This is a genomic window from Citrobacter sp. RHBSTW-00671, assembly GCF_014103415.1.
Classification (GTDB): Bacteria; Pseudomonadota; Gammaproteobacteria; order Enterobacterales; family Enterobacteriaceae; genus Citrobacter.
This window is the reverse complement of record NZ_JABXPR010000001.1, coordinates 1253219-1271513: the sequence shown is the minus strand read 5'-3', so window position 1 is coordinate 1271513 and position 18295 is coordinate 1253219. Positions and strand designations below refer to the sequence as shown.

The following is an 18295-nucleotide window of genomic DNA, read 5'->3' as shown; positions in this document are numbered from 1 at the left end:
GATGATCTATCTGACCCAACGCCTTAACCACGCCCACACAGTCACCGCAAGCGTCACGCTGCCCATTGATATTCGGGTAAAAAGTCGCGCCAGAGTCGCGTTGAACGACGGCCGCGAAGCCGGGCTGATGCTACCGCGAGGTTTACTGTTGCGCGGCGGCGATCTGCTGACCAACGACGAAGGCAGCGAAGTCATCGAAGTGATCGCCGCGCCGGAGTCGGTTTCTGTCGTGCGCTGCGCCGATCCTTTCCTGCTCGCTAAAGCCTGTTATCACCTCGGCAACCGCCACGTTCCTCTGCAAATCCTGCCCGCTGAATTGCGCTACCACCACGATCATGTGCTGGACGATATGCTGCGCCAATTCAACCTCGAGGTCACGTTCGCCCAGTTGCCGTTTGAACCAGAAGCAGGCGCTTATGCCAGCGAGTCACACGGCCATCACCACGGTCATGCGCACTGATGCATAACACCCAACAGCTACGTCTGATGCAGCTCGCCAGCAGTGCGCTCCCGGTGGGGTCGTTTACCTGGTCCCAGGGTCTGGAGTGGGCGGTGGAAATCGGCTGGGTGAAAAGCGTCGATGACTTCTCTGGCTGGCAAATCCAGCAGATGGAACAGAACTTTTTTACCGTCGACCTGCCGCTGCTGGCAAGGCTGTATCGTGCCTGCGAGCAGGACGATCTTACGGCGGCACACCGCTGGACGGCCTGGTTATTGGCCTGCCGGGAAACCCGTGAACTGCGGGATGAAGAACGCAGCCGGGGCGCCGCTTTTACGCGCCTGGTCACCGACTGGGAGCCCGATTGTTCCCCACAATGGCGCGCGCTCTTTAGTGAAAGCCAGCTCTGTGGCATGGCCTGGCTGGGCGTACGCTGGAAAATCCCGCTGACAGAGCTGGCGTTAAGCTTCGGCTACAGCTGGATTGAAAGCGCGGTGATGGCCGGCGTCAAACTGGTCCCCTTTGGTCAGCAGGCGGCGCAGCGCTTGATTATCTCGCTTTGCGATCGCTATGCGCAGGGTCTGGCACAGGCACTGGCTTGCCCTGACGCCAGTCTCGGCTCCTCAACGCCACTGGCCGCCATCGCCTCTGCCCGCCACGAAACGCAATATTCCCGACTATTCCGCTCCTGAGGAGAAAAAATGAGTAACAACAAGCATCCCCTGCGTGTGGGCGTTGGCGGCCCGGTGGGTTCCGGCAAAACGGCGCTGCTGGAAGCGTTATGCAAAGCCATGCGCAGCAGCTATCAGTTGGCGGTGGTGACCAACGATATCTACACCAAAGAAGATCAGCGCATTCTCACCGAGGCGGGCGCACTGGAGCCAGACAGGATCGTCGGTGTGGAAACCGGCGGCTGCCCGCATACCGCCATCCGCGAAGATGCGTCAATGAACCTGGCGGCAGTAGAAGCGCTGAGTGACAAATTCGGCAATCTGGATCTAATTTTTGTGGAAAGCGGCGGCGATAACCTGAGCGCTACCTTTAGTCCGGAACTGGCCGATCTGACGATCTACGTGATCGACGTTGCCGAGGGCGAAAAGATCCCGCGCAAAGGTGGTCCGGGGATCACAAAGTCTGATTTTCTGGTGATCAATAAAACCGATCTGGCTCCTTACGTCGGCGCCTCGCTGGAGGTGATGGAGCGCGATACCTTGCGCATGCGCGGCGAGCGGCCATGGACGTTCAGTAATTTAAAATCCGGAGAGGGTCTGGAAACAATTATCGCGTTTCTGGAAGAGAAGGGAATGCTGCGGATGTAGCGTATTGCCCGGTGGCGCTGCGCTTCCCGGGCCTACGATATTATGAGCTTATGCCGCCGGTAATTCCGCCAGCGGCCAGCGTGGACGTACCGTCACGCCAAGATCCGCCGTCGCGCCCGCTTTAAAACGCACCATGCCGGCATAGGCGATCATTGCCCCGTTGTCGGTGCAAAATTCCGGACGCGCATAGAACACTTCACCACGACGTTTTTGCATCATCTCGGCCAGTTTTGCACGCAGCGTACGGTTCGCACTGACGCCTCCCGCCATCACCAGACGTTTAAAACCGGTTTGATCCAGTGCGCGCTTGCACTTGATCATCAGCGTATCGACAACCGCATCTTCAAAGGCACGAGCGATATCTGCGCGTGTCTGATCGTCATTTTCGTTATTACGAATGGTATTCGCAGCAAACGTTTTCAGACCGGAGAAGCTGAAATCCAGCCCTGGACGGTCGGTCATCGGGCGCGGGAAGACAAAACGTTTTTCAACGCCCTGTGATGCCAGTTTTGACAGCATTGGACCGCCAGGATAATCCAGCCCCAGCAGCTTGGCGGTTTTGTCGAACGCTTCGCCAGCGGCATCATCAATCGATTCGCCCAGCAGTTCATACTGACCAATTCCGGTGACGCTAATCAGCTGCGTGTGACCGCCGGAAACCAGCAGCGCAACAAACGGGAAAGCAGGCGGATTTTCTTCCAGCATTGGGGCTAACAGATGGCCTTCCATGTGGTGTACCGGAATTGCTGGAACGCCCCAGGCGAACGCCAGCGAACGCCCCACGGTTGCGCCAACCAGCAGCGCGCCAACCAGACCAGGACCTGCGGTATACGCCACCGCATCAATCTCTTTTGCCGTCAATCCCGCTTCTTTCAGCGCGGCCTGGATCAGCGGTACGGTTTTACGTACGTGATCGCGCGAGGCCAGTTCTGGCACTACGCCGCCGTAGTCAGCGTGTAATTTCACCTGACTATACAATTGGTTGGCTAAAAGACCTTTTTCATCGTCGTAAATGGCGATGCCGGTTTCATCGCAGGATGTTTCAATACCCAGTACACGCATGACTTGTTTTACCTCGCTTTATTACCGCGCAGTGTAGGACCAATGCGGGTTGATGTAAAACTTTGTTCGCCCCAGGAGTTTCGCTCGTGTATACTCCTTGTCCTTATAAAAGTCCCTTTCAAAATCGCGTCGGTGCTTTACAAAGCAGCAGCAATTGCAGTAAAATTCCGCACCATTTTGAAATAAGCTGGCGTTGATGCCAGCGGCAAACCGAATTTATTAAAGGTGAGAGTTACATGCCGGTAATTAAAGTACGTGAAAACGAGCCGTTCGACGTAGCACTGCGTCGCTTCAAGCGTTCATGCGAAAAAGCAGGTGTTCTGGCGGAAGTTCGTCGTCGTGAGTTCTATGAAAAACCGACTACCGAACGTAAGCGCGCTAAAGCTTCTGCTGTGAAACGTCACGCGAAGAAACTGGCTCGCGAAAACGCACGCCGTACTCGTCTGTACTAATCCATTGAGAGCCAACGCTCTCAATTCAGACTGAGTTGTAGTTGTAAGGCCGTGCTTCCGGAAGGAATGCGCGGCTTATTTTCGTTTATACACGTCATCATTCAAGCTGCCTCAGTGTTGGCTGCAGTCGCTCACCCCAGTCACGTACTGTTGTACGCTCCTGAGGATTCGCTTCCTTGCCGCCTTGATGCATCCTGAATGATTTTGTGTATATGAGTCATCAAAAAACAGGGGCTTATGGCTGGACGAATTCCTCGCGTTTTTATCAATGACCTGCTGGCAAGAACCGACATCGTCGATCTCATCGACGCGCGGGTAAAGCTGAAAAAGCAGGGCAAAAATTATCACGCGTGCTGTCCGTTCCATAACGAAAAAACCCCCTCTTTCACCGTAAACGGTGAAAAACAGTTTTATCACTGCTTTGGGTGCGGCGCACACGGCAACGCCGTCGACTTTCTCATGAACTACGACAAGCTCGAGTTTGTGGAAACCGTCGAAGAACTGGCCGCAATGCACAACCTTGAAGTGCCCTATGAAGCAGGCAGTGGCCCCAGTCAGATAGAGCGCCATCAACGGCAAAGCCTTTATCAATTGATGGACGGCCTGAATACTTTTTATCAACAGTCTTTGATGCAGCCCGCCGCTACCCCTGCGCGCCAGTACCTGGAAAAGCGAGGATTAAGTAGCGACGTTATCACCCGTTTTGCTATTGGTTTTGCGCCCCCCGGCTGGGACAACGTCCTGAAACGGTTTGGCGGCAATGCTGAGAATCGCAAATCGCTGGTCGATGCGGGGATGTTGGTCACCAACGATCAGGGACGCAGTTACGATCGCTTCCGCGAACGGGTGATGTTCCCCATCCGCGACAAACGTGGTCGGGTCATTGGTTTTGGTGGACGCGTGCTGGGCGATGCCCTGCCGAAGTATCTGAACTCCCCTGAAACCGATATTTTCCATAAAGGTCGCCAGCTGTATGGCCTTTATGAAGCCCAACAGGATAACGCCGATCCACAGCGCCTGTTAGTGGTCGAAGGCTATATGGATGTGGTAGCGCTGGCGCAATACGGCATTAACTACGCCGTGGCATCCCTTGGGACGTCAACCACCGCCGATCACATCCAGCTGTTGTTCCGTGCGACGAACAACGTAATTTGCTGTTACGACGGCGACCGTGCCGGACGCGACGCAGCATGGCGCGCGCTGGAAACCGCACTGCCTTATATGACAGACGGCCGCCAGCTACGCTTTATGTTTTTACCTGACGGCGAAGACCCCGATACGCTGGTGCGTAAAGAAGGGAAAGAGGCCTTTGAAGCCCGGATGGAGCAGGCGCTGCCGCTCTCCGCGTTTTTATTTAACAGCCTGTTGCCGCAGGTCGATTTGAGTACTCCGGACGGACGCGCACAGCTCAGCACGCTGGCATTGCCGCTGATTACTCAGGTACCAGGCGAAACGTTGCGCATTTACCTGCGACAGGAGTTGGGAAACAAGCTCGGCATTCTGGATGACAGCCAGCTTGAACGTTTAATGCCAAAACTGGCAGAAAATGGGGCTTCCCGCCCTGTTCCACAGCTAAAACGTACGACCATGCGTATACTTATAGGGTTACTGGTGCAAAACCCGGATTTGGCCCCGCTGGTTCCGCCGTTAGACGCACTGGATCAAAATAAGCTGCCTGGACTTGGCTTATTCAGAGAACTGGTCAACACTTGTCTGTCTCAGCCAGGTCTGACCACCGGACAACTTTTAGAACACTATCGCGGTACAAATGATGCTGCGACCCTTGAAAAACTGTCGATGTGGGACGATATAGCAGATAAAGATATCGCAGAAAAAACCTTCACCGACTCACTCAACCATATGTTTGACTCGATGCTTGAACTGCGCCAGGAAGAGTTGATAGCTCGTGAGCGCACACACGGTTTAAGCAGCGAAGAACGCCGGGAACTCTGGACGCTGAACCAGGAACTGGCCAAGAAATAAGAGAAAGACAAAACAAAGACAAAATCATTCGCGTTGTATCAAGGCAGCAAGTGAACGAACGCCTGGGAGTGTACATCAGTACATGACCAGGATGACAAATCCACCGGGAGCGGATTTGAACGCTGCTTGCGGCGGCCCCGTAAGGGGCGAGGCTCAGGATGAGCCGAGTAACGAACGCAGCTAACGCAGAGACAACGTGAAGGATGAAGTATTTAACGGCTTAACTGCCGAATATCGATCGGGAAGCCCCCGACAGCCGCACGGAGAGGCAGCGGCAAAATATAAGTATGCCCTCGTTTTGCCGTTGGCGGTTTTACCGCCCAACACCAATCAAACGAATTAAGTGTGGATACCGTCTTATGGAGCAAAACCCGCAGTCACAGCTGAAGCTTCTTGTCCAACGTGGTAAGGAGCAAGGCTATCTGACCTATGCCGAGGTCAATGACCATCTGCCGGAAGATATCGTCGATTCAGATCAAATCGAAGACATCATCCAAATGATCAATGACATGGGTATTCAGGTGATGGAAGAAGCACCGGATGCCGATGATCTGCTGCTTGCTGAAACCTCCAACAGCACCGATGAAGACGCGGAAGAAGCGGCTGCCCAGGTTCTGTCCAGCGTTGAGTCCGAAATCGGCCGTACAACTGACCCGGTCCGCATGTACATGCGTGAAATGGGTACCGTTGAACTGTTAACCCGTGAAGGCGAAATCGACATCGCTAAACGCATCGAAGACGGGATTAACCAGGTTCAATGCTCCGTTGCCGAATACCCGGAAGCCATCACCTACCTGCTTGAGCAGTACGATCGTGTAGAAGCTGAAGAAGCACGTCTTTCCGATCTGATCACCGGCTTTGTCGATCCGAACGCAGAAGAAGACATGGCGCCAACCGCGACCCACGTCGGATCTGAACTTTCTCAGGAAGAGATGGATGATGACGAAGACGAAGATGAAGAAGACGGCGACGACGACAGCAGCGACGACGACAACAGCATCGACCCTGAGTTAGCGCGTGAAAAATTCGGTGAACTGCGTACCCAGTACGAAATCACCCGCGACACTATCAAAGCGAAAGGCCGCAGCCATGCAGCCGCGCAGGAAGAAATTCAGAAGCTGTCTGAAGTATTCAAGCAGTTCCGCCTGGTGCCAAAACAGTTCGACTACCTGGTCAACAGCATGCGCGTCATGATGGACCGCGTGCGTACTCAGGAACGTCTGATCATGAAGCTCTGCGTTGAGCAGTGCAAAATGCCGAAGAAAAACTTCATCACTCTGTTCACCGGCAATGAAACCAGCGAAACCTGGTTCAACGCGGCAATCGCGATGAACAAACCGTGGTCTGAAAAACTGCACGATGTGGCAGATGATGTTCACCGCGGCCTGCAGAAACTGCGTCAAATTGAAGAAGAAACCGGCCTGACCATCGAGCAGGTTAAAGACATCAACCGTCGTATGTCCATCGGTGAAGCGAAAGCCCGCCGTGCGAAAAAAGAGATGGTTGAAGCGAACTTACGTCTGGTTATCTCTATCGCTAAGAAATACACCAACCGTGGCCTGCAGTTCCTGGATCTGATTCAGGAAGGCAACATCGGTCTGATGAAAGCGGTAGATAAGTTTGAATACCGTCGTGGTTACAAGTTCTCCACCTATGCAACCTGGTGGATCCGTCAGGCGATCACCCGTTCGATCGCGGATCAGGCGCGTACCATCCGTATCCCGGTACATATGATTGAGACCATCAACAAGCTCAACCGTATCTCCCGCCAGATGCTGCAAGAGATGGGTCGCGAGCCGACGCCAGAAGAACTGGCTGAACGTATGCTGATGCCGGAAGACAAGATCCGTAAAGTGCTGAAGATCGCGAAAGAGCCTATCTCCATGGAAACGCCGATCGGCGATGATGAAGATTCGCATCTGGGTGATTTCATCGAGGATACCACCCTCGAGCTGCCGCTGGACTCTGCGACTACCGAGAGCCTGCGTGCCGCAACGCACGACGTGCTGGCTGGCCTGACCGCTCGTGAAGCGAAAGTCCTGCGTATGCGTTTCGGTATCGATATGAACACCGACCACACGCTGGAAGAAGTCGGTAAACAGTTCGACGTTACCCGCGAACGTATCCGTCAGATTGAAGCGAAGGCATTGCGTAAACTGCGCCACCCGAGCCGTTCTGAAGTGCTGCGTAGCTTCCTGGACGATTAATCTTCAGGTTTAAAACGTGAAAAAGCTCCCTGATGGGAGCTTTTTTTTCGCCTGTTAATCGAAGCATTCCCCGGCGGCGCTACGCTTGGCCGGGCTACAGGCCACGCGCCTTCAACACCACATTCACTTCCCGATACGCCTCCACCAGTTTATCCAGCGTGATCCGGCTTAACCCACTGGGGTTCGGCAATACCCAAATCTGCGTCGCACCAATCGTCAGCGTCTGTTTCCCCCACTGCGCGCCACGTTGACTGAGCCCCTGCTCAAATGCCTGTTTCCCGAGGATTGCGAGCGCTGCGGGTTGGAACTCTTCTATCTTCTCGATGAGCTTACGGCCACCGCTACGCATCTCCTGTAGCTTCACTTCATTGGCTTGCACCGTTGGCCTGTCGACGAATTTGGTGACGCCGCAGCGGAAATCCAGTAGGTGTTGCGCCTCTTCCGGCTTTAGCTGGCGTTCGGTAAATCCCGCCTGATGGATGACCTTCCAGAAGCGATTAGCGGGGTGTGCAAAGGGGAATCCTGTTCCTGCGGAAGACAGCCCCGGATTGATGCCGCAAAACACCACCCGCAACCCCGACGCCAGTATGTCCTTAACCATAATTACTCCGAACAATACATCAAGGGACAAGTATAACGAACTGAAAATACATTGTTTATAAAAACAGCATCCGTACGCTTATGTCTGGATTGCAACGCGGAGTTACTTTATAATCCACCGCCACGGCCCCTTAGCTCAGTGGTTAGAGCAGGCGACTCATAATCGCTTGGTCACTGGTTCAAGTCCAGTAGGGGCCACCAAATAAAACAAGGAGTTAGATGAGAAATCGTCTGACTCCTTTTTCGTTTTATACGAATCGGGTCAGGTAATGGGTCAGGTAAGGAATTACCTCCCTGCCCTCTTCATCTCGCTGCCAGCATCCCCGGATAGTGCTTCGCCACGATATCATTCATCTTTTCTGTCAGGTCGATCCGTTTAAAAGTGATGTGTACTGTTCCCTTCTGAAAGTAACGGATACTGAAGAAATCATCTTCGTAAATATCCTTCGAAGGGTTGTCCCGAATATGCTCCATCAATCGAGTAGTAACATCGCCACGGTTGTCGGGTATCGGTTTACCATCAAGCAGAAACAGCATTCGTTCCAGGTCCGCTAATTGATCCCGCCGCCAGCCCCAGTTTAAGCTAAAGCCCCAGCGGCTATGCGCCACCAGATTGTTGACGATGATCTTTTTACCAAAGCTGCAGGGACTATTGGTTTTGTAATCCCACGATAGCCCTTTGAAGACGTTGATGACCCCACGTTCGAAGACATCTATTTTGTTGAGATGCAGTTGCTCAAACGTGCTCAGGATATTCGCTTCGCTGACCACCGGAATATCCTCCTTTTCCAGGCTGTTGTACCACTGATCACGGGCCTGTGCGTCCATGATGGAAAGCATGCCCGACTTTTTCATTAAATCCCGCCATATACCGCGATCAAGATTGCGTGTAATGGCTTTCATCGCCGTTTCTCTTTTTTCTATCAACCAGCAGCCACAGCGGAAGTCCTGCTTCATAGCCCAGTCCAGAGCGGTTTTTCCCCCGATACTGCGGGTCAGTATTGAGATATCGTCGAGTTGCTGAATGAGCGCTTCAATCTGCGCCAGTGCGGCATTACGTCCGGTGATGATGCGCTCAATGCTGGTGGAGCAAATTATGTCGGTGTGGCCGGTTAACACTTCGGGTCCGGTGAGAGTAAGTTCTGACATCAGTCATTTCCTTTATATAAAGCAAAACGCCAGCCGGTGAGGGCTGGCGCTTATGAGTAAGTGATGAGTACGGTTCGGTGGTTAATCTGTACTGGCCTGTTGCAAAAGCTGAAGATGGTGGAGATCGCGAACGTCCTGAAGCGTACGTTCAATCCAGGGTAACAGCACTGCTGAATCGGTATTGTCTTCGTCGTTATCGAAGATAATTTCGCTGCCACAATCGATGTTGTCCTGCAGCCAGCCAATCAGAATGTTGAGAGCCGCTTCGGTGGTTAATTCCGGCATGTGAAACCTTGTGGTGATTGAGGTTGGATTACCAGTCGAAAATGTCAAAGCCCGGCAATACCTCACCAAAGGCATCAAGGTGAACAATACCAACAGAGTAGTGACGCATAAGGGTCACCACCAGGCGACGACAGGCTTTCGACAGACCGAGATGTTTAAGCCGTAATACCGGAAACGACCACGCATCCAGACGCAACAAATAGCCGGAGCCGGTGTACGTAATCCATTCGCTTTCGCCAAAGTCTTCATGCTGATGCGAAAGAGTGAACAGCAGGTTGTTGTCAGCTTCGGAGATATGGGCGGTACTGCACTGAATGCCGTTCAGCCGGGCGGCCGACGGGAGTGGATCTTCCACAACCAGCCTCCCAGGTTCGTCAGCAACGCGAAGCGAATAACCGTTATCACAGACCACATCAATCAGGTCGGCCAGTTCAATACCGTCGATATCAACAGCGATCCGCCCCATGTTGAGGGCCTGCATAGTGACGGCATCGGCTTCCACGGTCATGGAGAGTTTCATCGAGTCACCTCGCTGTATTTGCCGGTGGTGATATCGGTCACCAGTCTGTAGCCATTGCGTGCCATCAGTCCACAGGCCTTACGGGCGCGAAGGATATCAATACTGCTGATGAGTGGGGACTGTGTTTCTGCGCTGAAACCGTGACGATCGGTGCGTATCAGGGCGTATTTCTCCACGATAAAATTCACCGCGTCGCACAGTGAGATACCGGCGTCGATATGCTCCTGGATCACACCATCATTGCAAAATGGCGTGTCGTTTAACGTCAGACCGTAGTGACGGTCCAGCAGGTGACTCAAAAGGCGGAGCCAGATCTCCACTGGTGACGGGCGTGGTGAAGCCTCCTGTGTCGGGGGAACAGGTTGTGTTTGCATAATGGAAACCTTTATTGGTTAGTTAAATGAAGCAAAAATGCCGGGAGGTTTATTCTGTTGTTGCAGGTGTCGGGTAAATCGCTATATAGACATATCCGCAACTGCCGAGTGTATCCGCGTTGCAGGTCAGCCCTTTTGCGTAGAGCGTGACGCCGTGCTGATGGCGGGGATTGAGTTCACCGCTGGTGAGCATCAGTTCAAGCTGTTTGAGCAGCAGCGGAAATGCCTGGTCCAGATGGCGTAAATCCGCGTCGCTGAACTGCCCGGTGATACTGGCGCGGTCGGCGAGATAGTGCAGCCGGTTGCCCTCCTGCACCAGGCGAGCGCCAAAACAGGGTGTGATATCGCGTTTAAGCCCCCACCAGGGTTCGGCGATATTGTGGTTTACAGGCGGTATTTTATTCGACAATTTTAGCCTTCCTTAAATGTGAATTAATTCAGGGTAACGCTGCGCAATACGACATAGGGACCGTTACGGTCCTGACGGCGTTCAGCAAATACGGCCAGCACACCGTTGATGTCCTGTACCTCCCGACCGGCATAGTGGCAGATACTGCCGGACCACTTATATTTGCCGGTACAGAAGCGAAACAACCTGGACTGAGGATGCTGGCGGTATATCGCCATCGCCTGACGCTTGCTGATGATTTTCACTGACCCTTCCCCCTCACAGCAGACCATGTTCGGCGAAGGAGAATATCTGCCTGCCGCCGACAATCAGGTGGTCGGGCACCCGGATCTCCACCAGCATCAACGCCTGTACCAGTCGCTGGGTAATGGCTTTGTCTGCCTGACTTGGATTCACCTCCCCGGATGGGTGGTTATGGGCAAATATCACTGCTGCCGCGTTAAAGTACAGGGCGCGTTTCACCACCTCGCGGGGATGAACTTCAGTGTGACTGAGGGTGCCGGTAAAAAGCATTTCGTGGGCAAGCAGCTGGTTCTGGTTATTGAGGTACAGCACGACAAACTCTTCGCGCTCAAGGGTTCCCATCTTCAGCCTGAGCCAGTCGCGAGCAGCCTGCGTGGAAGTAAACGCCACACCCGGTTCGCGCAGGTGCTGGTCAAGCAGACTCAGGGCTCGTTTGATGGTGCGCAGCGAGGTCAATGGCAGTTCCGGTGTAAAGAGAGTCAGTTGTTTCTCCATAGCAAAACTCCTTAATCAATGATGGCAAAAATGGCATGGGATTCAGGGTGCTGTAGGGCGTAATCACGCAGTCGGAAATAATGCTCTGTCATGGCATCGCACTCCGTACGACAGGCGTGATGGCTGTACTCAATCAGACACACGGCAATGCCTGCGGCTTCCGCACTCATTTCTGCGCCATTGCCATTCATGTTGTTGAGCAGCCTCCATTTCTCATCAATGTCAGCTTCGGGGGCCATAAACGCGCCACCGTTGCTGAGTATGTGGAAATGCCAGATACCGCCGCTGTAGTCTTCACAGAAGCGGTCCATCCAGCCAAAGATACGGGTCTCGATAAAAATCCACTGCGGGATACGCCCGAAGTGCAGCGGCCAGAAACCCAGGCGCTGTTCATCGGGTACCAGGCTGGCCGTAATGAGGGTAGACATGTGTGAATCACTCATCGGCGAGTGGGCTGTATCAGTTTGTGTGGTCATGGAGTTGCTCCGTAATAGAAAAGCCAGCCGCTAGGGGCTGGCGTGATGTAGTTGATAAAAATCGGGATAAAGCGGGTGAGTCTAAAGAGAGAAAACGGTGTTGCGATTGAATGCAAAAGGCCCCTGCTGCGAGAACAACAGGGGCCTAGAGTGGTTATGTGATGCCCCGTAAATGGGACAGATGCGTTATCAGAAAGCGACTTTCAGCGTTGCCTGACCGTTGTAGCCAGCAGCACTGTTGCCGCTGACGCTGCGGGTATAACCGCCCTGTACACCCAGCGTCACGTTCTGGCGGACACGCGCTTCAATACCCGCCTGCAGGTCAAGCGAGGTACCATCCTGAGACGGGGTGAAGCTGACATTGCTGCCTGCAGTCGCAGTGCCCATGCTCATATCGCCGTCTGAACTGAAAGTGCGGATAACCGACGGACGCACCCACCAGTTCATCGGCATTTCGCTTGTGCTGTGCTTCATGCTGTCAGTCAAACCCGCAACCGTGGAGGTACCCTGACCGAAGTCCATTTCAGACGAACTGCCGAAACGAAGCCCGGCGCGGACATGCTGCGCACTACCGTCACCAAAGTTCACGTAACCGCCGTTGTCATGCCCGTTATCCAGAGACAGGCCCTGCCAGACGTACTGCAGCTGTGGCTCCAGCACCAGTCCCTGACTGATGTTAAACGGCAGACCGGTTTCCACAGAGGCCAGCCAGCCGGTGCCGTCAGTTTCAAAACGGTTATCCGCTGAGCTTGCCTTCAGGCTGTGACGGGAGCCCTGTGCCACCACATCGGCCCACAGCCCGCTGGCATCCTGAACGGCTGTCAGATACCCGCCGAGGCTGTACACCGTGTCACGCACGGAGCCTGCCGCAGAGCGGTCATCGTTTTTCACATCCACCGACGACTGGCCTGCCGCGCCATAGAGTCCACTGGTCAGCGAAAGCGTACCGGTGTCGTGTTTGAACAGGTCTCCGCCGAGCTGAATAAAGCCATAGCTGCCACTGCTTTCCGGGGTGTCGCCCTGGGCAATGCCGCCGTTACCGTCATGCCCGGTATGCCCGCCCTGAATACGCCCCCAGAATCCCTGGTCATTCACCGCACTGCTGCGCTGGCTGTATGTCCCGGCCAGCGCACGGTCATAATCCATGCTCTGGGCAAACAAAGATGAGTACAGTGCCACTTCGGCACGGTAGCCGGCTTCGCTGGAGAGATACCAGTTTTCATCGGCACTACCGTGGCTCAGGGTGTAGTTGTACGCCCCGGCCTGCAGTTTGCGGCCCAGCGCAAAGGCTCCGGCTTCGGTGGTGGCCCCGTTAATCGCATCCACCACTTTGATACCGTTGCCAGTTGTCGCCAGGCCCAGCCCTGCATCACCGGTATTGGTGAAGTTCAGCCAGGTTTTACCGGTTGCCTGCCCGCCGTCAATGACCAGCATATCGGTCGGGAAGGTCGGGTCATCAAGACGAATGGACAGATTCATGGTGCCGCTACGGCCCGTGAGATTCGTCACCGTCAGGGTTTCAGGGACAAACGGACTGTTTGCCTGTGCGGGTGCAAAACTGATGGTTCCGGCATTGTCCAGGTTGTCGAGCACCGATTTCACCGCTGCACCACGCTGAATATTCCAGCTGGCACCGCTGTCGAGGGTGACGTCAGTCGGGTCAATCGCCCCGTTCAGCACCGAGTTGCCGGTCAGGCGGACCTGCGTACCGGACTGCGCAATGATGTCGCTGTTGATGATGGCATTGTTCAGCGCCAGCGTACCCTGATTCAGGTTTACCTGTGACTGGGACAGCGTGCCGTTGCTGACCGTCAGGGTGCCGTCACCGTCCTTGAGTAGCTGCCCCTCACCGCTTACCGAACCGCTGATGGCCGCACCCTGTCCGTTACCCGTGCTGAAATGCAGTTGTCCGCTGTTGGTGGCGCTCCCCGTCAGCGATGCACCGTCGCCAAATGAGGTGGTGCCGGTGAGCGTTCCACCCTGTGCCACGTTCAGCGTACTGCCAGCCCCGACGGTGGTGTTATCCGCACTGCCATTACCCAGTACAGTGAACTGACTGCCGTTATCAAGACGCAGGTTACTGGCCTTACCGGTTGCACCGTCAATGCCGAATGCGCCGGAGGTGTTCGTTCCACTGACCGTTGCGCCGGTATCGGCAATTAGCACACCGCCGTCATGCATCACGATGTTCTGCGCCTTACCACCGGTCGCTACAGCCAGAATACCGCCCTGATTGACCGTAGTGGTATCGGCGCTGCCGTTGCCCAGTACATCAAGACGCCCGCCATTTTCCAGTAGCACATTAGTGGCACTGGCATTCGCGGCATCAACACTGAAGTTACCCAGACTGTTGGTCCCGGAGACGGTGGCACTGGTGTTCGTCACCAGCGCGCCCCCGGCATTCTGGGTAACGTTCGTGGCGTTGCCTCCGGCACCCACCTGCAGTTTACCGTCCGCATTAACTGTGGTGTTGTCGGCTGTCGCACCGCTTTTCACCACCTGCCAGCCGCCCGCATTGATTACCGTGTCACTTGCAGATGCACCGGCATGCACGTACTGATAACCGCCATCCAGGCGGGTCGTATTTGCCGAACCGTGCACACTCTGGTCGCCGCCCGCTTTAATCACTGTGCCGGTGGCAAGGCCTCCTGTCGCAATAGTCTGCCGACCATCGTTATTAATGGTGGTATCAGTTGCGGTACCGGCAACCCACTGCCCGTCGTTGTTCTCTGCATCGGGACCACCCTGTGCTCCGGTATTCACCACACTACCGGTAGCCTGCGCTCCAGCTTTTACCAGCTGAGCCCCGTCTTTATTAATGATCGTGCCGGAGGTAATACCGCCGCTGTGTACCCACTGTGTACCACCGTCAAGCGTGGTATCTGAAGCTTGACCATGCACGCTCTGACCACCACCGCTGTTGACTGTGGTGTCTGTGGCGCTGCCGCCAGCCAGTACACCCTGCAGCCCGCTATTATTAATGGTGGTCTGGTTTGCCACGCCCCCCGTCTGTACCCACTGACCACCGCTGTTGTCATCATTATCAGCACCGAACTCCAGGCCTGTGTTGATGACTGTGTTGTTTGTCTTACCGAAAACGATCTGTGAGTCGTGATTGCCGATCACCGCACCATTGACTACCTCACCGGCCGCTACCGTACGGGTGTTTCCCGGCGCATCGTCAGCCAGTGCGGCAGGACTTGCCACCAGTCCGGCAACCGCCAGCGCCAGAACGGCAGTACTGCGCTTTCCTTTGGCTTTTGCCAGCTCTGAGACAACAACAAATGCTCCCAGAACCTCGTTCCATACCAGCCGGTAGCTGGTGTTCAGGTTTCGCTTCATCATTAGTACCTTGTTGTGTGTAAATAATAAAAAGGCCCGCACCCGCCAGACGGATGCAGACCAGTAAAACTCAGGGTGAAGACAGGCTGTTAAGCGACTGCAGGACAACACCAAAATGCGGCAGTGCCCGGATAAAACTTAAATCTTCCGTCAGACGGTAAAGGCGCTCGTTACGTCTGAAACTCTCGGTAAGGGGCTGCACAAGGTGAATATCACCGAGCGCAAATACCGCCGGATGGTCGTTGTGCTCCGCAATCAGGTACCAGTGGCCCTGCTGCGCAATCAGCCGATAAGGGGACAATCTTTCGCATCGTTTTCCGTCAGCCAGCAGCGTGACACGCTGGCAAGTGGTAATGGCCTGTACCAGCCGGTAAAAGGACAGCGGGGTCGCGGGCGAGCCCGCAGAAACAGCATCTCCGGTCAGGCAGGGAGCACCCTCGCAGTTTAACAGCAAGTTCACCAGCCGACGGTCCAGCCCCGGAAAGAGACCGGCGATGCCGGTACGGTGGGCAAAAGTCAGGACATCCAGCTCGCCCTGCGGCCCGGCCCCTGACCGCAGGCGATAGCAGCCCTGATGACATTCGAGGTCCAGATAAATCAGCCGCTCACGAAAATCCCTGTAAAGGGTGCGGACTGACACATCAAACTCGGTCGCGAGCTTTTGCATGTTCAGCGTTTCACCCGCCACGAGGCGGCTGATAATCAGCGACAGCCTGACCGCCAGTCTGTCGTAGCGGCGCTCTGCCAGTGGCATGATGTATTCTCCGTGAAGGTTAACCGGTTGAAAGGCATGCGATTTTAAAGGAGGGGGTTGACAGGATATGTCTGCGGGAGCGGCTATTTTGAGGAAGGCCTGAAGCCTGTATCTGTCAGGCCTGCGCCATTTTCCGGTGAATTAACCAGCAAAAATCCCCGCCAGAAATGACAGGAAGTGTCATTTATTAACATTGCTGTAATGTTATTTGATGCAAAGTGTGAACTCACGCAGGCTGAAAACCACTGAGCAGGGCTTCCGCCATCACCCATAGTGCCCGGTTAAGTTTCACGTCCCCGTCAATACCACGAACGGCACGGGTATGTGACCGTCCTCCTTTGGCGTTACGCCCACTGAGACCGCCCTTAATCAGGTTCTCCTGAATACGCTGGTACGTGGTCCACAGGTCGTTACTCTCATCCTGCCAGCGGCGCGGGGAGAGCACCTGTGACGGCGCAACCGGCTGGTGGTCCTCCCCGAACCGGTACGTCAGTGCAGCCTGTGCCAGTGCCTGTTGCGCAGGAGGCTGCAACAGCAACGACTGCATCGCATCCCGCTTCTCCTCCACACGGTCAAAAATGCCCAGTACCTCATACGCGCCTTCAATTACCTGACTCACCACGTCCCCCTTGTGCGGCACCCGCACCTCGCCAAACGACTCACCACAGACGAGCCCGTTCTGACAAACTGCGCGAAATAGTCCCGGCAACATCTGGTACGAACTGGTGCCATCATGTGAATTCAGCAAAATGATTTCCGGCACCTGCTTACCGGTAATCTGCCCCTCCCGACGAAGGCGCAGCATGTGTTTCGTATGTTCACGACGACCCGGGTCACGTACCCGGGTCTGACAGGCAAAGAATGGCTGGAAGCCTTCTCGCTGTAAGCTGTCGAGCAGGGAGATGGTAGGTATATAGGTATAACGCTCACTGCGGGATTCATGTTTGTCCTCGCTGAACACACTGGGCACCACGCGAAACAGCTCCTCACGGGTTAACGGGCGGTCGCGACGGATAAGGTTTGCTGCGCCAAAGCGCGAAGCCAGACGGGTCATAAGCAGACTCCTCATAATGGGAAAACAAATAAAAGAAATCCCCGTCGCATCGGCGACAGGGTTAGGGAAATAACAGGGATGGGTTAAATACTCAGAAGAAGAAATCCCAGACGGCACGGGCCACTGACACCACGGTGGTGCGCACGGCCTGAATGACGGCCCGCACCGGGGCGGGTATCAGGGGAAAGGCACTGATGCTATCGAGTACAGCACCGACGGTTTCACCAAAATCGCTACGCGCCTGTTCCCGGACTACCGTCGTGCGAAAGGAAGGCTGGAGTTGCGACACCACCGGGCTGGTGGCCTCACGTGGCAGGCACTTAATCATTCGCTCGGCCATCACCTTAAGCCCCCACTGAAGACGGACCGACACGGCACACACTGGATGTACGGGCTGGAACAGCTCATGCAGCAGACAGATTTTACGGCTGATATTCTGCTTCTGCTCTTTGGACAATGGCCCCCCACCGCTGGTGGGCTCGACCTTATCCGACTGGCTGATAACAAACAGCACCTTATGCCGGTATGCCTCCCCAATCACTTGATGATAAAAGTGTTCATCCACTGCCAGCGCCCGGTCATCGGCCTTAATCAGCCACAGCACCAGGTCAAGCCGGGGAAGCTGTTCGCGATACAGCGCAGCATATTCGTTATCGCGAGCGCCACTTTCGCCCACACCGGGCAGGTCCACCAGCGTCATATGGCGGTCGCCAACCAGCAGACGAAAGCGTAAAGGTTCACGGGTGCAGGCCGCCACATCGCTGACCGGCGATACTTCGCCGACAAACAAGGCATTGCAAAGGCTACTCTTTCCCGCGCCGGTTTTACCCAGAATGCCGATCACTGGCTCGTAGTCGGTTAACTGGTTTATTTGCTGCAGAATCCGCTCTGATGCCCACTGTGGCAGACCAGAAAGCGATTGGTGAAACGACTTCAAACCTTCAGAATTGTTCATTACTACTCCTCTGAAAAATAATACAAAAACGGCAGAATCGTGAGATTCTGCCGTTAATCGGGTATGTTCAGAAGAATGATATCTATCTGAAAATAATTTGAATTAAGGTAAGCGACGAGCCACAGCCGCCTGTGATCCCGGTCCCTGAGTCGTTAGGTTATTCTGGTATCCCTCATC

General features: G+C 54.8%; 20 protein-coding genes and 1 tRNA gene. 7 read left to right on the top strand and 14 right to left on the bottom strand.

Annotated elements, in window-relative coordinates:
* Position 1: 1 nt before the first annotated feature.
* Genes ureE through ureG form a run of 3 tightly spaced genes read left to right on the top strand, consistent with a single transcriptional unit; the run spans position 2 to position 1758 of the window.
* Positions 2-460 (top strand): urease accessory protein UreE, encoded by a 459-nt coding sequence (gene ureE / locus HV261_RS06105; RefSeq protein ID WP_202039664.1) that lies wholly within the window; start codon positions 2-4, stop codon positions 458-460.
* Positions 460-1131: an urease accessory protein UreF gene (locus HV261_RS06100; RefSeq protein ID WP_202037721.1), complete on the top strand. Its 672-nt coding sequence runs from the start codon at positions 460-462 to the stop codon at positions 1129-1131. The genes ureE and HV261_RS06100 overlap by 1 nt, the downstream gene beginning before the upstream one ends.
* Positions 1132-1140: 9 nt before the next feature.
* Positions 1141-1758 (top strand): urease accessory protein UreG, encoded by a 618-nt coding sequence (gene ureG, locus HV261_RS06095; RefSeq protein WP_202037720.1) that lies wholly within the window; start codon positions 1141-1143, stop codon positions 1756-1758.
* Between the two features lie 48 nt (positions 1759-1806).
* Here the strand turns inward: ureG and tsaD are convergent, their stop codons facing one another.
* Complete coding sequence (gene tsaD / locus HV261_RS06090; protein ID WP_038633989.1) at positions 1807-2820, bottom strand: tRNA (adenosine(37)-N6)-threonylcarbamoyltransferase complex transferase subunit TsaD; 1014 nt, start codon at positions 2818-2820, stop codon at positions 1807-1809.
* 236 nt (positions 2821-3056) lie between these two features.
* On the opposite strand from tsaD, the gene rpsU reads away from it, so the two are divergent.
* The 3 genes from rpsU (at position 3057) to rpoD (ending at position 7462) form a co-directional block, all read left to right on the top strand.
* Complete coding sequence (gene rpsU, locus HV261_RS06085) at positions 3057-3272, top strand: 30S ribosomal protein S21 (RefSeq protein WP_001144069.1); 216 nt, start codon at positions 3057-3059, stop codon at positions 3270-3272.
* A gap of 237 nt (positions 3273-3509) precedes the next feature.
* Entirely contained in the window at positions 3510-5255 is a 1746-nt protein-coding gene (dnaG, locus tag HV261_RS06080; RefSeq protein ID WP_202037719.1) for a DNA primase, read from the top strand.
* A gap of 359 nt (positions 5256-5614) precedes the next feature.
* Positions 5615-7462 (top strand): RNA polymerase sigma factor RpoD, encoded by a 1848-nt coding sequence (rpoD, locus tag HV261_RS06075; protein ID WP_202037718.1) that lies wholly within the window; start codon positions 5615-5617, stop codon positions 7460-7462.
* Positions 7463-7556: 94 nt separating this feature from the next.
* Here the strand turns inward: rpoD and mug are convergent, their stop codons facing one another.
* Complete coding sequence (gene mug / locus HV261_RS06070; protein WP_202037717.1) at positions 7557-8063, bottom strand: G/U mismatch-specific DNA glycosylase; 507 nt, start codon at positions 8061-8063, stop codon at positions 7557-7559.
* Positions 8064-8187: 124 nt separating this feature from the next.
* Here mug and HV261_RS06065 point away from each other — a divergent pair.
* Positions 8188-8263, top strand: a tRNA-Ile gene (locus HV261_RS06065).
* A 102-nt stretch (positions 8264-8365) separates the two neighbouring features.
* Here HV261_RS06065 and HV261_RS06060 read toward each other — a convergent pair.
* The 12 genes from HV261_RS06060 to HV261_RS06005 form a co-directional block, all read right to left on the bottom strand.
* Positions 8366-9211 (bottom strand): DUF4942 domain-containing protein, encoded by an 846-nt coding sequence (locus HV261_RS06060; protein ID WP_025799009.1) that lies wholly within the window; start codon positions 9209-9211, stop codon positions 8366-8368.
* Between the two features lie 81 nt (positions 9212-9292).
* Positions 9293-9496 carry a DUF957 domain-containing protein gene (locus tag HV261_RS06055; RefSeq protein WP_025799007.1) on the bottom strand — a complete coding sequence of 68 codons (204 nt, stop codon included), beginning with the start codon at positions 9494-9496 and terminating at the stop codon, positions 9293-9295.
* A gap of 28 nt (positions 9497-9524) precedes the next feature.
* The gene (locus tag HV261_RS06050) at positions 9525-10016 is read right to left on the bottom strand and encodes a DUF5983 family protein (protein ID WP_045888216.1); all 492 of its coding nucleotides are present in this window, start codon (positions 10014-10016) and stop codon (positions 9525-9527) included.
* A complete protein-coding gene (locus HV261_RS06045) occupies positions 10013-10390 on the bottom strand; it encodes a TA system toxin CbtA family protein (RefSeq protein WP_025799003.1) in 378 nt (125 codons plus the stop codon). Before HV261_RS06045 ends, HV261_RS06050 begins: the two co-directional genes overlap by 4 nt.
* A gap of 49 nt (positions 10391-10439) precedes the next feature.
* Positions 10440-10799, bottom strand: a complete 360-nt coding sequence (locus HV261_RS06040) for a type IV toxin-antitoxin system YeeU family antitoxin (protein WP_025799001.1) — start codon at positions 10797-10799, stop codon at positions 10440-10442.
* 23 nt (positions 10800-10822) lie between these two features.
* Positions 10823-11044, bottom strand: coding sequence for a DUF987 domain-containing protein (locus HV261_RS06035; RefSeq protein WP_045888217.1), 222 nt, complete (start codon positions 11042-11044; stop codon positions 10823-10825).
* A 13-nt stretch (positions 11045-11057) separates the two neighbouring features.
* Complete coding sequence (locus HV261_RS06030; protein ID WP_025798999.1) at positions 11058-11537, bottom strand: RadC family protein; 480 nt, start codon at positions 11535-11537, stop codon at positions 11058-11060.
* Between the two features lie 11 nt (positions 11538-11548).
* A complete protein-coding gene (locus HV261_RS06025; protein ID WP_025798997.1) occupies positions 11549-12013 on the bottom strand; it encodes an antirestriction protein in 465 nt (154 codons plus the stop codon).
* Between the two features lie 189 nt (positions 12014-12202).
* Complete coding sequence (locus HV261_RS06020; RefSeq protein ID WP_049015608.1) at positions 12203-15355, bottom strand: AIDA repeat-containing protein; 3153 nt, start codon at positions 15353-15355, stop codon at positions 12203-12205.
* 70 nt (positions 15356-15425) lie between these two features.
* Positions 15426-16109 carry a helix-turn-helix transcriptional regulator gene (locus tag HV261_RS06015; protein WP_045888219.1) on the bottom strand — a complete coding sequence of 228 codons (684 nt, stop codon included), beginning with the start codon at positions 16107-16109 and terminating at the stop codon, positions 15426-15428.
* A 226-nt stretch (positions 16110-16335) separates the two neighbouring features.
* Entirely contained in the window at positions 16336-17163 is an 828-nt protein-coding gene (locus HV261_RS06010; RefSeq protein WP_049015603.1) for a DUF932 domain-containing protein, read from the bottom strand.
* A 91-nt stretch (positions 17164-17254) separates the two neighbouring features.
* A complete protein-coding gene (locus tag HV261_RS06005; protein ID WP_202037716.1) occupies positions 17255-18118 on the bottom strand; it encodes a GTPase family protein in 864 nt (287 codons plus the stop codon).
* Between the last annotated feature and the right edge of the window lie 177 nt (positions 18119-18295).